At 44.1% G+C, this 14151-nt stretch carries 14 protein-coding genes; 9 read left to right on the top strand and 5 right to left on the bottom strand.

What is annotated here, in order from left to right; genetic code table 11:
- Positions 1 to 63 precede the first annotated feature (63 nt).
- From FHS57_RS11505 to FHS57_RS11480, 6 genes are all read left to right on the top strand, one after another.
- Entirely contained in the window at positions 64 to 444 is a 381-nt protein-coding gene (locus tag FHS57_RS11505; protein WP_183973673.1) for a four helix bundle protein, read from the top strand.
- A 127-nt stretch (positions 445 to 571) separates the two neighbouring features.
- Positions 572 to 1456, top strand: coding sequence for an ROK family protein (locus FHS57_RS11500; RefSeq protein ID WP_183973671.1), 885 nt, complete (start codon positions 572 to 574; stop codon positions 1454 to 1456).
- Between the two features lie 50 nt (positions 1457 to 1506).
- Entirely contained in the window at positions 1507 to 1893 is a 387-nt protein-coding gene (locus tag FHS57_RS11495; RefSeq protein WP_183973669.1) for a GxxExxY protein, read from the top strand.
- 53 nt (positions 1894 to 1946) lie between these two features.
- Positions 1947 to 2750 carry a sugar isomerase domain-containing protein gene (locus tag FHS57_RS11490; protein ID WP_183973667.1) on the top strand — a complete coding sequence of 268 codons (804 nt, stop codon included), beginning with the start codon at positions 1947 to 1949 and terminating at the stop codon, positions 2748 to 2750.
- Complete coding sequence (locus FHS57_RS11485) at positions 2737 to 3243, top strand: GNAT family N-acetyltransferase (RefSeq protein WP_310586989.1); 507 nt, start codon at positions 2737 to 2739, stop codon at positions 3241 to 3243. Before FHS57_RS11490 ends, FHS57_RS11485 begins: the two co-directional genes overlap by 14 nt.
- Positions 3244 to 3289: 46 nt before the next feature.
- On the top strand, positions 3290 to 4318 hold the full coding sequence (locus tag FHS57_RS11480; RefSeq protein WP_183973663.1) for a cobalamin-independent methionine synthase II family protein: 1029 nt from the start codon (positions 3290 to 3292) through the stop codon (positions 4316 to 4318).
- Between the two features lie 44 nt (positions 4319 to 4362).
- Here the strand turns inward: FHS57_RS11480 and FHS57_RS11475 are convergent, their stop codons facing one another.
- The 3 genes from FHS57_RS11475 to FHS57_RS11465 form a co-directional block, all read right to left on the bottom strand.
- Positions 4363 to 4719: a helix-turn-helix domain-containing protein gene (locus tag FHS57_RS11475; protein ID WP_183973661.1), complete on the bottom strand. Its 357-nt coding sequence runs from the start codon at positions 4717 to 4719 to the stop codon at positions 4363 to 4365.
- Positions 4716 to 4952 (bottom strand): type II toxin-antitoxin system HigB family toxin, encoded by a 237-nt coding sequence (locus FHS57_RS31775; RefSeq protein WP_262889940.1) that lies wholly within the window; start codon positions 4950 to 4952, stop codon positions 4716 to 4718. The genes FHS57_RS11475 and FHS57_RS31775 overlap by 4 nt, the downstream gene beginning before the upstream one ends.
- Positions 4953 to 5089: 137 nt before the next feature.
- On the bottom strand, positions 5090 to 5725 hold the full coding sequence (locus tag FHS57_RS11465) for a DNA-3-methyladenine glycosylase (protein ID WP_183973657.1): 636 nt from the start codon (positions 5723 to 5725) through the stop codon (positions 5090 to 5092).
- An 82-nt stretch (positions 5726 to 5807) separates the two neighbouring features.
- On the opposite strand from FHS57_RS11465, the gene FHS57_RS11460 reads away from it, so the two are divergent.
- Positions 5808 to 7976 carry a T9SS type B sorting domain-containing protein gene (locus FHS57_RS11460; RefSeq protein ID WP_183973655.1) on the top strand — a complete coding sequence of 723 codons (2169 nt, stop codon included), beginning with the start codon at positions 5808 to 5810 and terminating at the stop codon, positions 7974 to 7976.
- On the opposite strand, the gene FHS57_RS11455 is transcribed toward FHS57_RS11460, so the two are convergent.
- Positions 7973 to 10942 carry a DEAD/DEAH box helicase gene (locus FHS57_RS11455; protein WP_183973653.1) on the bottom strand — a complete coding sequence of 990 codons (2970 nt, stop codon included), beginning with the start codon at positions 10940 to 10942 and terminating at the stop codon, positions 7973 to 7975. The genes FHS57_RS11460 and FHS57_RS11455 overlap by 4 nt on opposite strands.
- 308 nt (positions 10943 to 11250) lie before the next feature.
- Between FHS57_RS11455 and FHS57_RS11450 the strand changes: the two genes are divergently transcribed.
- Positions 11251 to 12099: an AraC family transcriptional regulator gene (locus tag FHS57_RS11450; protein ID WP_183973651.1), complete on the top strand. Its 849-nt coding sequence runs from the start codon at positions 11251 to 11253 to the stop codon at positions 12097 to 12099.
- 67 nt (positions 12100 to 12166) lie between these two features.
- Here FHS57_RS11450 and FHS57_RS11445 read toward each other — a convergent pair whose 3' ends face one another.
- Positions 12167 to 12811: a hypothetical protein gene (locus tag FHS57_RS11445; RefSeq protein WP_183973649.1), complete on the bottom strand. Its 645-nt coding sequence runs from the start codon at positions 12809 to 12811 to the stop codon at positions 12167 to 12169.
- Between the two features lie 169 nt (positions 12812 to 12980).
- Here FHS57_RS11445 and FHS57_RS11440 point away from each other — a divergent pair, with 169 nt between their 5' ends.
- Entirely contained in the window at positions 12981 to 14102 is a 1122-nt protein-coding gene (locus FHS57_RS11440) for a fatty acid desaturase family protein (RefSeq protein WP_183973647.1), read from the top strand.
- Positions 14103 to 14151: the final 49 nt, after the last annotated feature.

Here is a 14151-nt window from a genome sequence, read left to right as displayed (position 1 = left end):
AAAAATGTGACAATTTATAATCGCTTGTGGTCAAAAGATTAAAATAACTAAGCTGTTACGACCATGAAGCCCAAACAAGACTTAAAACAACGAACCAAACTTTTTTCATTGAGAATCATCAAATTAACCGAATCTCTTCCAAATACTCAAGTTGGTCAAGTTATTGGAAAGCAGCTATTGCGTTCTGGAACTTCAGTAGGAGCAAATTATAGATCAGCGTGTCGAGCCAAATCTCCCGCTGACTTTATCAACAAAGTTCATATTTGCGAAGAAGAAACGGACGAATCACTATTTTGGATGGAATTACTTACTGAGGCAGAAATCATTGATTTTAAACGAATTGAAAATCTGATGAATGAAACAAACGAGTTACTTTCTATTTTTTCTGCCTCCATCTTAACCGCCAAAATGAATCACCATAAAAACTATAAGAAGAACAGTTGATGGAATGTCAAATGCAGAGTATAGAATGTCGAATAGAAAAAGTCAAAACTGAAAAATTCGACACTCTGCACTTTACACTCAACACTAAAAATTCGACATTCTGCATTTTACACTCGACACTAAAAAAATGAAAACAGCCATCGGTATTGATTTGGGAGGGACCAATGTCAAGGGCATTTTGGTCAATGAAGCGGGAGAAATCTTGAAGCAACATTACGTGGCGACGCAAGATGACACGGAAGGGCATTGGCGTGAAAATGTACTTGAAATGGTTACCTACTTGCGAAATTATTGGCAGGCTCCCATTGATGCCATTGGACTGTCGGCCCCAGGCTTACCCGATGCCCATAATTCTTGTATTTCATTTCTTCCCAATCGCTTGTTAGGACTAGCGCATTTTGATTGGAGTGCTTATTTTGGGCAACGCACCTACGTCCTCAACGATGCCCACGCAGCGCTCATGGCCGAAGCACAGTTTGGGGCGGCTAAGGGTTGCCAAAATGTGATTTTACTCACCCTCGGCACAGGCGTTGGAGGCGGGATTCTTATCCAAGGAAAACTATACCAAGGACTTAGCCAAATGGCGGGACACCTTGGCCACCTCTCCCTTCATGCCACCGACGACGAAGTAAGCATCGTCGGCGCTCCAGGGAGTTTGGAGTATGCCATTGGCAATTATTCCGTTCAAAAAAGAAGCAAAGGAAAGTTTGACTCCACGTGGGCGCTGGTCGAAGCCTACCGCCAAGGCGACCCTTGGGCCAGTTTGGTTTGGCTCACTTCCGTCCAAAAATTAGCCGTGGCATTGTCGTCGCTTGTCAATGCGTTATCCCCCGAACTCATCGTCCTTGCAGGAGGAATCACCTTATCTGACGATGCCTTGTTTGAGCCTTTACACCAATTTATGAGCCTGTACGAATGGCGGCCTGGGGGCAAACAAACCCCCATTGTTCAAGCCCAATTTGGTGACATGGCAGGAGCCATTGGCGCCGCAGGCTTTGCATTATCACACTAAAAAAATAGAACACAGATTTAACTGATTGAACAGATTCTAACTGATTTTTTATGATACATGCTTCTATTACGGACTCAATCATCAAAGCTTACTATACCGTTTATAACGAGTTGGGATTCGGTTTTCTTGAAAAGGTGTACGAAAGAGCTTTGTTAATTGAAATAAAAAAGAAAGGATTGCTTTGCGAAAATCAACAACCTATAAAAGTTTATTACGATTCGTATGAAGTTGGAGATTACTATGCAGACTTAGTAGTAGAAAATCTAGTCATAGTCGAGCTAAAAGCTGCTGAAAGCTTAGCTGTAGAACATGAAGCTCAGCTGACAAACTACCTGAGAGCCACCGACAAAGAAGTTGGTTTGCTTTTAAATTTTGGGCGAAAACCAGAATTCAAGCGTAAAATTTTTGAAAATCGTTTTAAAGTCAATTTAAAATAATCCGTTCAAATCCCTTTAACCCGTTCAATCCGCGTTCTAAACCTTATTCTCACATGACTGTTACCGAAGTTTATCTAAGTAAATGTCAGCACATTTTACAAACTATTCAACAACAACAACCCCAAATCCAACAAGCCGCTCAATGGTTTTCCGAAAGCATCCTTGCAGGACGGATGGTACACGTTTTCGGTAGTGGCCACAGCCGAATCATGGTCGAAGAAATGTGGCCTCGCTACGGCTCTTTTGCGGGGTTTAACCCCATCGTGGAGTTGTCTCTTACTTTTCACAATTTGGTGGTGGGTGCCAACGGGCAACGTCAAGCCATGTTTTTGGAAAATGTTTCGGGGTTAGCCGACCGTATTTTGCGGAATTTTGACTTGTCTTCTCAAGATACTGCCTTGGTGATTTCGTCTTCGGGCACCAACATTGTTCCCGTTGAAATGGCCGAAATTTTCCAAAAAAATGGCATTAAGGTCGTTGCTTTAGTTACTAAAGAACATTCCGAAGCCAGTTCATCAAAACGCACGGATGGAAAAAAACTAACCGATTTTGCCGATTTGGTACTCGATACAGGCGCACCCGTGGGCGATGCTATGGTTACGCTTGCTGGCCTTGATACGCCCGTTTCCCCTGGTTCGACGGTAGGCGGGGCAGCGATTGTCAATTGCCTTAAAGCCGAAACCGCCCAACTTCTTACCCAGGCAGGGCGTCCGCCTAAGGTGCTAAGTGCGGCTGCGGTAGTCGGTAGCGAACGCGCCGTCGAACTGTTTGAAGCAGCCTACGATGAGCACGCTCACCGCCTTGCAAAAATGTACCAACAAGTAGGCATACCCAGTTACGTCAGTGATTCTATCTAACGCCATGACCCTAAAAATTCGTCCCGTACTCCCAACCGACAAAGAAGCTCTTTGGGCCATTATTGAGCCCGTGATTCGGGCGGGAGATACGTACATGTACGCGCCCGAATCGTCGCGCGAAAAAATGCTAGGAATTTGGTTTGACCCCGAAAAATATGCGTACGCCGCCGAAGAAAACAACAAAATCGTCGGCACGTTTTTTCTAAAAGCCAATCAGCCCGATTTGGGTAGTCATGTGGTCAACGCGGGGTACATGGTTCATCCCGACGCCCGTGGGCGAGGCATTGCTGAGCAAATGTGCCGCTTCTCACTCGTTGAAGCCAAGCGATTGGGTTTCCTTGCCATGCAGTTCAACTGCGTGATTTCGACCAATACCACTGCCGTTCGGTTGTGGCAAAAATGCGGGTTTGCAATCATTGGCACTGTTCCCAACGCTTACCAGCATGCCCAACTTGGGCTCGTCGATGCCCATGTCATGTACCAATGGCTATGAAGAAACAACACGAAACCCTAAACAGTAAACCCTCAAACCTAGAAACATGCAACCTCATCCGATAAAAACCACTGTCGTTGGCTCGATGCCTTTTCCTGGCTGGCTCGAATTTGCGAGCATGAACCTCGACAAGTTTGGCCCCGCCGACATCGCCGAAATGATTGACGATGCCGTGATTACGGCCATCCACGACCAAGTAAGCGCAGGACTCGACGTCATCACCGACGGCGAACAAACCCGTCTCGACTTTAACCTGTCGTTTTATGGTTTCATCAACGGAATCCAGAACGATAGCTCAGAAACCCGAAAATACGGCCCACCCGCCCACGATCAACGCGGCAAAAACAGCATTATTGAGCCCCTAACAGCGCCCAAAGGGCTTGGAGTGGTGGAAGAATACAAACGGCTCAAACGCCTTGCCCCCGAAGGCCAACGCGTTAAAATGTCGATTCCTGGGCCTTATACGTTGTCGGGGCGGTTGAATCCAGGGCATTTGTACAAAGACCGCTGGGAAGTGACCGAAGCTATTTTGCCCCTTGTGCGGAAAGAAATTGAAGAATTGGTGGCATTGGGTGTTCCCGAAATTTGCGTGGATGAGCCGTCCATGAGTTGTTACGCTTACCGCGAAGATACCCAACGATTTGTCGATATTTTCAACCGAACCGTTGCGCCTGCCGTCGGAAAAACGCGCCTCTCGATGCACCTCTGTTTTGGAAATTACAAAGGCCGTTCGGTGGGTAAAAAAACATTAGCTCCCATGCTACCCGATTTTTTGGACATGACTGTCGATGAACTTCATTCCGAAATGACCGTCCTCAACTTTACCGATGTGCATCTTTTGGAACGATTTGCCGAAAAACTGGACGTAGCAGTGGGCGTCATTGACGTTAAAAGTTATTACATCGAAACGCCCGAAGACGTCGCCGAGCGCATTCGGAAGGTATTGCCGTACGTTCCTGCCGAAAAACTAGCCGTTGCCCCCGACTGTGGAATGAGTCAAACGGCTCGCTGGGCGACTAAACAAAAATTAAAAGCCATGTGCGACGGCGCCAAACTCGTCAGAGCCAGTTTGTAGAGGCTTTTTGAATCGGGTTTCAACTGACCCGATTCATTCCTATTTTACGCAACTTCAAGAATGAAGTTACCATCAATCCCCAATTTTGTATGAAGCTTTTTAGCTACTTCAAGTGTGATTTTGCGCTTTCCATTCAATATCTCTGAAACCCTTGATGTCTCTACTTCTAATAACTCTGCTAAATCTTTTTGTTTCAGTTTCATTTCATACATTTTGAGCTCAATCATTCCTGCAAGTGTGGTGGGGCGGGGAAACTTAACAAACTCTGCTTCATAAGCTTGAATAGCTTCAGCGACCCTACGAGCCTCTGTCTGTTTTTCGGGATTTACAATCATTTCAGCCGTTAGTTCATCAAAAAGCAAAAATGCTTTTTGATACTCATATTCATTTACAATTTTCATGGTTTATAATCAATTGTTGAAACATCAATTCTATCGTATTCATTATGTGTACCCACAAATTTGACATATACAGTTCGTATTGAAAAATGTATTAAAGCCACAAGTCGGTAGTGATTTCCTTTAATATTGAACACATATCTGTCATTCCCTACAAAATCAACAGAATTAAACGTCATCCTAATGTCCATAAAATGACCCCAATCTGCTAATAATACAGTATCATACCACTCCATTAATGGCACGAGAGCATTGGGATGTTTTTCTCCAAATTTTACCAATGCTGATTTTGCAATTACTACCATTTACAAATATCTCAAATTAATTCCAAAATATGTAACTTTATTACACAAGGGTAAATAAACCCTATGCCTCACTTACGACTTACAAAGCGATTTCCTGTCACATAAAAACGGTACGGTAAATCGGCGCCTTGCGTAATGCCGATTCGGGTGGTAGTCATCATCTCAAACTCCTCTAGTACAGAAGGATAAATCTTTAAATTACCCGCTAAAAGCGACGTACCGTTATGTTCTTCGATACTAATCCCCATGGCTTTCACCAATTTAGCAGGGCCGTTGCATACGTGTCGAAGGGAGAGTGCAGAGTGTCGAATAGGTTTCTCTTTCGACATTCTACCCTCTGCACTCGACATTCCATACCCTCTTCTTTCTTCCATGAGTTCAATACCTTCGGTTGGTTCCAAGGCCCGAATCAACACCGCCTCCCCCACGCCTTCGTCGCCACTTACGATGTTGACACAGTAGTGCATTCCGTAGATTTGATACACATAAACTGTTCCCGCAGGGCCAAACATTGCGGCATTTCTTTTTGTTTTCCTTCGGTACGCATGACACGCGGGGTCGTCAGTTAGGTAGGCTTCCGTTTCAACGATGATGCCTGCGGTAGTACCATCTTGGCTTTGATGAACCAACGTACAACCAAGCAACCTTTGGGCGAGGGTTAACGTATCGTATTTTTGATAGAAGTCGAGCGTAAGTGGCTGCATAAAACTTAATAACTGCTTGGGTATTACCTGTTAGTAGATTTTTAGATACATTTGATTTTAATACTAGTCCTTAACCAAAGTAATGCGCAATCTCGTTGGGTTTCTTCTCGTTTTATTGGCCAGTTTTGGTTCCGCATACGCCCAACGTATTTACGGTGGACAAATAGACCGTCGTACCATCAATAATAATATTCCTTATGCTTACGGGGTAGGTTGCACTTTCTTTACGGACAAAGCAGGCTACGACGCCCTTCCCGCCCAGCTTCGGTTTGGGGTGTATCGTAAAAAAGACAATCAACTCATGCAAGAATATACGGCCGACAAAAGTAACGATGTCAGTGCTTCAAGTTTCTCGGTATCTTGTGATAAAAGTAAAAAAGTCGAGTATTTATTTGTCCGCTACAATTACAATTTGGTCTTAAAACCCCAAGACTTTAACGACCCAGAAGGCTACTACATTGTGAACAGCCCCGTTGGCCCGCGCAATCCCACTGACAACATTGTTTCATCGCAGATTGTTCTGTACCATTGGTTTTCACCCGCTTATTTATGGGAATATTTTGAGCCTGCCGAAGCAGGAAAAACCACCCCACAATGGGTGCCTCAATCGTACAACTTTTTTTGTGCCAACCAAGAGACCAACTTTAGCCTTCAGGTGGTTTCAGAACCACTAAAATCTGGGCTCACTCGGTCAAGCTTTAATTTAGTTGTCTCAAATATCGCCCCATTTACGGGAGCCAACGGCCCAATACCTTACCAAAAAGTGGAATGGAAAGCTGGCTTTTCAGAAAATCAGATGCTCCCAGGAGGCAACTTCGTTCTCCCTCCGCTTGCCCCTAATATTTTTACGAGTCAGGGTCTTACCAACATTCTTGTTTCGGCCAAACCTACCAAAGCTGGTGTCTATTCGATTGGTTTTTTGCTCCAACACAGTCGCTCGGGAGTAAAACTCAGCGAAACCTACCGCGAGTACCAAATTGAGGTCGAAGAATGTGTGCCTGTCCCCCCCGCAGTCATTCGCGTCTCCGAAGTTGGGCGGCCAAACATAGCAGCGCCTACCACCCTCTGCGAAGGGAAATCGGTACAACTCAACGCAGGCGCCAATCTTCCAAACACGTCATTTGAGTGGTACAAAGATGATCAACTGCTGGCGGGTAACAAAGACTCGGTATTGGTTGTCAAAAACCAAGGCAATTACAAAGTAAAAGTCACCCGAAAAAGTGCATGTAGCGCAGGAGAATCGTCGGTTACAGCCATTAAGGTTGTACCCAATCCAAGCGTCGTTGCTACCTCTTCCAATCCATCTGGGCTATTTTGTCCAGGCACGCCACTCACGTTGACAGCAACCTCCTCCGAAAAAAATGCAACGTATCAATGGTTGCTCGATAGTTTACCCATCCCCAATGCCACCAATATTTCTTTGGTTATCAACCAAATAGGAAACTATTCAGTCAAAATTACCGACGCTAACAATTGCACAGGCCAATCTAAACCCGTAGAAATTAAGGCATTTGCTGCGGCGTCGATTGGGATACAGCCCATTCCTGTACGGTGTGGTAGCGATACTACTGCCCTCATTTTGATTGCCACGCCCGCAGGTGGTATTTTCAGCGGAAAAGGAGTTGTTGCCCCCAATAAATTTGTTCCACAACAAGCAGGTGCAGGAAAACACGAAATCACGTATTCGCTCAAACAGGCTGGTACGTGTGTAGATGGTTCGGCCACACACACAGTCGAAGTCTTAGCAGGGCCTACTTTAGAACTTGGCACCGACCAAGACTTAGCCGAGAATGGCAGCATTCAATTAAACAAAAATGGCGGCGTTTCGGGCTACACCTACCAATGGAGCCCCCCCACTGACCTAGACAACACGCAAACTGCCTCCCCGACGGCCTCTCCTGACAAAACCACCACCTATACCCTCAAAGTAACCGATGCTAATGGGTGTTTTGCTATTGACAAAATTACCATTGGCATCATGAAAGGCGTGCATATCCCTGACGCCTTTAGCCCCAACGGCGATGGCGTCAATGACACTTGGCTCATACGTGGTTTGGAAGAATTTCCCGAAGCGACAGTCACGGTTTATAATCGCTGGGGAGAAGCTATTTTTTATTCTGATTCAGCAAAAAAAACCGTGTTTGACGGCTTTTATAACGAAGCACCTTTGCCCGTTGGAAACTATGCTTTTATCATCCAAACAGCTCCTCAAGGCCACGCTATACGAGGAAAACTGGTGCTGATTCGCTAGGCCAACAACTCCAAAATATCTTCTTTACTTAATGACTTCACGAACCCTTCTTCGTTGGTAATCAACTCATTGAACAGCTTTTGCTTGCTTCGTTGTAGGTCCAATATTTTCTCTTCTACCGAGTTTTTGGTAATAAATTTATACGTAAAAACTGTGCGCTGCTGGCCAATTCGGTGAGCACGATCAACGGCCTGGGCTTCAATCGCAGGATTCCACCAAGGATCTAAAATAAAGACGTAATCGGCGGCCGTTAGGTTGAGCCCTACCCCACCTGCTTTTAACGAAATCAAAAACACTTTCACCGATTCGTCTTGCTGGAACAACTCCACTTGCGCTTGTCGATTGACAGTACTGCCGTCGAGGTAAGCATACTTTATTTTTTGATGATGTAAGGTTTTTTCCAAAATAGCCAAATGGCGCACAAATTGACTGAAAATCAACACCTTATGCTCCCCGCTGACCAATTCTTCCAGTTTCGCTTCTATCTCTTCTAATTTGCCCGATGCTCCGTCGTACGTTTCGTCCACCATACGGGGGTGATTGGCCAGTTGTCGGAGCTTGGTTAATCCCTGTAAAACAACCATTTGCGACTTGGCCATTCCTTCCTCTTCGATGTGTTCCAAGATAAAATTTCGGTAGTACGACTTGGTTTCTTCGTAACGTTTTTCTTGTTCTTCCGACATTTCACAATAATGAACACTTTCCACTTTTGGTGGCAAGTCGAGCGCTACCTGCGACTTGTGCCGACGAAGCAAAAACGGTTTAATCAGGGCATATAGCTTTTGGGTACGTTGCCCATCGTTTTGTTTTTCTATCGGTACCTGAAAATGAGAACGAAAATATGACTGGCTACCCAAAAGCCCAGGGTTGGCAAAGGTCATCTGAGTCCACAAATCCATCGTTGTGTTTTCCAACGGTGTTCCCGTCAAAATCAGTCGAAAATTCGATTCCAACTGCATCACGGCCTTTGTCACGTGCGACGAAGGGTTTTTAATCGCCTGCGATTCATCAAGTATGATGTAATTGAAACGGTAATATTTAAGAAGCTCAATATCAATGCGAACGATACCGTAAGAAGTCAGAATGAGGTCGTAATCATCAAAACGAGTCGTATCTTTTTCGCGGTAAGTACCTTTATATACCAACACCCGCAGCTGCGGCGTAAACTTCCGCGCCTCCAATTCCCAATTGTACAACAACGACGTTGGCATCACCAGCAACGACGGTCGGTCGGCGCCCATTTCTTTTTGTCGCTGCAACATAGCTAGGGTAGTCACGGTTTTTCCAAGCCCCATGTCGTCGGCCAAACAGCCCCCAAAACGGTACTGACTCAAAAAAATAACCCAATCGTAACCTGCCTTTTGGTATGGCCGCAGCGTTCCTACAAACGCCTCAGGAAGTGGCTGCTCATCTATCTCATCAAAATCACGTAATTTTTCTAATTTACGATTCATCACCACCTTGGCAAGGCTATCTTCGGCATACTCTTGCACCAGCGCTAGGTGGTGTTTTCGGAGCGTAAGCTGATGGCTTTCGGCATCGTATTCGGTAAAAGCAAACAGTTCAGAATACTTCGTCAACCATGTTTCTGGAATGACCGCCACTTCCCCGTTGGGCAAAGTAAACTCACGTTTTCGGGCTAAAATCAGGTTTTTGAGCTTCACAAACGAAATTTCAAATTCCCCAAAACGCACTTTGGCATACACATCAAACCAATCCCGCGATTCTTCAAACGTAATATCAATCGACGAATAACCCAGAAAATAGCGTTTGGCACTTGAGCCCGTTGCTGTTTGCTGCAAAAGAACTCCTGCATCTTTCAACGTCACATTATTCGCCTGTATCCACTCAAATGCCTGATTTTTAGACACAACACTACGACCTTGTCCCATCACCAATCCCCATTCTTTGAGGCGATGAAGGATATTTTTCTCAAACCCAACGTTGCGTCTTACTTTATGAAAAATGTAATCATCACCTTGTTTTTCAAGGCTCACGTTGGCATGATTGGCAAAACTGTCAAACTTAAAATTGAACTGACCGTACTGAAACGACAACTCAAAAACCACTTGGCTCTGGTCATAATCTTCGGTTACTAAAGCAGACTCCGAGTTGTCCTGCGCATTGAACATCGTCAACGACCCCGATTTAACCGACGTCGTTTGTTCAGTAATCGTCAACACAGGCACTACCGACTCTTTTTCATACCTGATTTCAAAGCCTTGCCCTTGGGCGTAAACCTCATAACTGGCAATCAGGGGAGCAACAAATTTTCGATAATATTGCTCTTCCACATTTCGTGGAATAATGATATGGTTCTTTGAGAGAAACGGACGAATTTTTTTTCCGTCCACGCTTTTATCAAAATGATACAACTTGTTGTCAATCAATAGCCAAGCTGGTTCATCACAAATCAACATGGCGTTGCGATGCCTAATTTGGAGCCGCTCTGTATCGTATTTTAGAATAGGGAAATAATGCGTATTTTCTTCGTTTCGTACAAAATGAAAAAACACCTTGGCTTTGTCGGGCATTCGTTCAATGGGCATCCATGCAGGATTATTATCGCTCCCCATCACATATACCCGTTTCCCCGCCAGCTTGTCAAGAATCTCTACTTTTCGCCGCTCAATGTAGTCACCAATGGTCTCTTGCAGCAATTTATCCCCTTTTTGGGGGTCATATACCTTTTGGAAGAAGTCGAACGCCGACAGTTTTTTGGGATTGAATTTCTTGAGAATGTGATCTTGCTGGGTATCTTCAATCAACTTAACCAACTCAAAATCAACAGTATCCAAACCAGCCGCGAATTCATTGACATTTTTGGTAGAGACAATCTGATTCAGCAGCGTCAGTTCATTTTTAGAATTGATTTGGACCATATATGAACCAAACAAATACCCAAGATACTGATGCTGAAACAGCGAGTAAACAATCGCAAATGGCTGACTTGTAGAGACTTTCATACACTCCTAAATGCAGTACAAACACCTTAACCAAGCGTTCATCATCCCCAAAATGGTAAGGGCACTTTTTGAACACTTACAAAGATACAAGTCAAAACCAACATAGCAAATTGAAGATAAAGGCCATAAAAAAAGCGGCCTAAGCCGCTCTCTATATCATCGTAGGTTTTTAGTGAGAAAAGTCAACGTCTATAATCTGAGTGCAAATATCTGTAAATCCTAAACGAAATTATTATTCGTTTTTTGCCTTAATTTGTGCTTAATTATCATTTTGATACAAAGTGAGCGATAACCCGCGACAATCAAGCATGAAAACCGAGTACGAAAATATCACTCCCGACCGAGGCAGTTCGTTCAAAGTACTGCATTGGCGCTCGCACGAAGACCGTTTTTTTTGGCACCAACACCCCGAATACGAGATTGTGTATATCCATAAAGGCTCTGGAAAACGGCACATTGGGCAGCACCTTTCGCATTTTGAAGAGGGAGAATTGATGTTTATTGGCCCCAACGTTCCTCACCTTAACTTTGGATACGGTGCCGACTACGAACATGAAGAGATTGTGGTACAGCTACGCGATACCTTTCTTGGCGAATCTTTTCTTCAAAGTCCTGAATTACAGGACATCAACCGCCTCTTTGAGTTGTCTAAAAAGGGGCTTAACTTTTTTGGTGAAACCCGACAGGAAGTCGCTAATCTTATGCTTACCCTTCCTCAGCTCAGTCACTTTGAACGCCTGATTCAACTGTTGATTATTTTGCAAAAACTTGCCACCTCCAAAGAGTATAATCTACTAAAAATCAACGGCATTAGCTACGAACACAGCCACCGCGAAGAAGCACGTATTCGGCAGATTTATGGGTACGTTGAGCAGCATTATCAACGCGAAATAGATGTTCAAACAGTGGCTGATTTGGCCAACCTAACGGTGCCGTCGTTTTGCAGGTATTTCAAAAAAATCACCCAAATGACCTTTACTGATTTTGTCAACGAATACCGCATCAAACAAGCAAGCAAACTGCTCGTTCAAAACCAGTCTGTAACAGATGTGTGTTACAGCAGCGGTTTCAACAATCTTTCGCATTTTACCAAAACCTTCAAGGCTGTGACGGGCAAAACACCCCGCGAATACAAGAAAGCCAACGATTTGCTCTAAATCGTTGGCTTTCATTTTAATCGGGTTGTGAGCAACCCTCTTCACCGTTTAGCAACCCTCTTCACAGTTATTGTTTTGCGGGGATTTTGGCTTTTGCGTCCTCAAACACCTTTTTCTTCGTTTCTAGATCTGTCTGCGACGTTGCTACATCTTTCTGATTTATTTCTAAATCTTTCTTGAGGTTAGCGAGCTCTTTTTCGGTTTTTTCAATGTCCTTTTTGAGTGATTCGCCTTTGCGAGTTAGTTTAGAAAACGACTTTTCCGACTCTTTCATGGCTTCTTCAGCCACGCGAGCATCATCATACAAAATGGCATCTTCGGCAAATTTCTTCAAAAATGACTCCGCTTCTGCGTAGCCTTTGGTGCCTTGTGTCACGTACGAGCCATTTCCCAAATCCAAATAAATAAACACTTGTGAAAGCCCTTTCTTAGACGAAACTTGGCTCGATAAATTGATAGGCGACGACGAAACACTGCTTATATTGGCCGACGGTGCCCGATACACTCCTCCGCGAGAGCTACTGACTTTGCCGTATTGCTTCAAATACGACTCCCAGTATTGACCCAAGTATTTTTCCTCAATCTTGGTTGTGACGTAAAGCCCCTCAAAAGTGGACTTGTCAATATCTTGTTTACCAGGCAATACCGTCTGTGCTTGTGTTGAGTAACCAGCCAACCAGCCTAAAATAGCTACTATTAGTACTTTTTTCATTGTTTTCGTATGTTTCTGTTGTGACGCAAAGTACAGGCTTTTTGTCACGATTTCATACGATTAAAGTCATTTTCTATTCTGAGTATCGAGCTATTTTTATCGAACGCTAGAAGTTACGGCTGTAAGTATTTACCTTTACTTCAAAATTAAATTCTCTAAACCTCCATTAATGATTGTGAATCCTGCTAAAAAAATTCGTTTCGTTAACAAAGACAAAAACCAATTTTTCTCTACCCTCAAAAAAAGAGTTGACGCGTATTTCAAAGATCAAAATCTTTCCAAGTATTCCAACACGACGCTGATTGTCAAAACAGTAGTACTTACGGCGATTTATGTCGTTCCATTTTGTTTGTTTTTACTCTTCCAGCCTCCGTTTGCGGTAAGTATGATGTTGTGGGCATTGATGGGAATTGGGCTTGCTGGAATTGGCATGAGCATCATGCACGATGCCTGCCACGGTGCTTACTCCAAAAATGAAGTAGTAAATGAGTGGATGGGTTCTATTTATCTGACCATGCTAGGTGGCTCGCCTTTCAATTGGAAGTTGCAACACAACGTGTTGCACCACATGTACACCAATGTTATTCATTTTGATGAAGACATCAAAGACAAACTCGTCCTCAAGTTTTCGCCACACACACCCGTCAAATCTTTCCACAAGTTTCAGTGGCTATACGCTTTTCTTTTTTACGGAATCTTGACCCTCTACTGGGTAACTGCGAAGGACTTTGTTAACTTTTTTACTTATACTGCCAACGGGGTCAATACCAATACCCGTACTCAAAACATCATCATTTTGAGTAAAATTATCTTGGCGAAAATCGGCTATTTCGCCGTTTTTCTTGGGATTCCTTTGTTCGTATTTGAAGTGCCAACCCAAACTTTAATCGCGGGTTTTCTACTCATGCACTTTATTGGCGGGATTATTTTGACGACGATTTTCCAACTAGCCCATTCTGTAGAAGGTACTACGCATCCACAACCTAACTCGAAAGGGGAAATTGAAAATGATTGGGCAATTCACCAAATGAACACAACGGTCAATTTTTCACGCGATAATAAGTTGCTCTCGTGGTACGTAGGTGGGCTTAATTTTCAGGTAGAGCACCATCTTTTCCCAAAGATTTCGCACGTACACTACCCTGCTATCTCGCACATTGTCAAAGAAACCGCCGAAGAGTTTGGTATTCCTTACCTTGAAAATCCTACGTTTGCCGTAGCATTACGCTCTCATATCACAACCTTGCATCAGCTTGGTCACTTACCTGACCTTAACGAAGCATTTGGATAAACACGTTTTGCCACGTCAACCCTGCATTAGAGGTTTGACGTGGCATTCA

Origin of the sequence: Runella defluvii (assembly GCF_014195535.1) — a bacterium.
Taxonomy (GTDB): domain Bacteria; phylum Bacteroidota; class Bacteroidia; order Cytophagales; family Spirosomataceae; genus Runella; species Runella defluvii.
The sequence above is the reverse complement of the archived record's forward strand: the minus strand, read 5'-3'. Positions and strand labels throughout refer to the sequence as shown.

Bases quoted from the DNA above. Each gene is read 5' to 3' on its own strand.
- FHS57_RS11450 (WP_183973651.1), top strand. From the start codon at position 11,251: ATGAAAACCGAGTACGAAAATATCACTCCCGACCGAGGCAGTTCGTTC.
- FHS57_RS31775 (WP_262889940.1), bottom strand. From the start codon at position 4,952: ATGGAGTGGTATGATACTGTATTATTAGCAGATTGGGGTCATTTTATG.
- FHS57_RS11445 (WP_183973649.1), bottom strand. From the start codon at position 12,811: ATGAAAAAAGTACTAATAGTAGCTATTTTAGGCTGGTTGGCTGGTTAC.
- FHS57_RS11455 (WP_183973653.1), bottom strand. From the start codon at position 10,942: ATGAAAGTCTCTACAAGTCAGCCATTTGCGATTGTTTACTCGCTGTTT.
- FHS57_RS11490 (WP_183973667.1), top strand. From the start codon at position 1,947: ATGACTGTTACCGAAGTTTATCTAAGTAAATGTCAGCACATTTTACAA.
- FHS57_RS11500 (WP_183973671.1), top strand. From the start codon at position 572: ATGAAAACAGCCATCGGTATTGATTTGGGAGGGACCAATGTCAAGGGC.
- FHS57_RS11440 (WP_183973647.1), top strand. From the start codon at position 12,981: ATGATTGTGAATCCTGCTAAAAAAATTCGTTTCGTTAACAAAGACAAA.
- FHS57_RS11505 (WP_183973673.1), top strand. From the start codon at position 64: ATGAAGCCCAAACAAGACTTAAAACAACGAACCAAACTTTTTTCATTG.
- FHS57_RS11475 (WP_183973661.1), bottom strand. From the start codon at position 4,719: ATGAAAATTGTAAATGAATATGAGTATCAAAAAGCATTTTTGCTTTTT.
- FHS57_RS11465 (WP_183973657.1), bottom strand. From the start codon at position 5,725: ATGCAGCCACTTACGCTCGACTTCTATCAAAAATACGATACGTTAACC.
- FHS57_RS11495 (WP_183973669.1), top strand. From the start codon at position 1,507: ATGATACATGCTTCTATTACGGACTCAATCATCAAAGCTTACTATACC.
- FHS57_RS11460 (WP_183973655.1), top strand. From the start codon at position 5,808: ATGCGCAATCTCGTTGGGTTTCTTCTCGTTTTATTGGCCAGTTTTGGT.
- FHS57_RS11480 (WP_183973663.1), top strand. From the start codon at position 3,290: ATGCAACCTCATCCGATAAAAACCACTGTCGTTGGCTCGATGCCTTTT.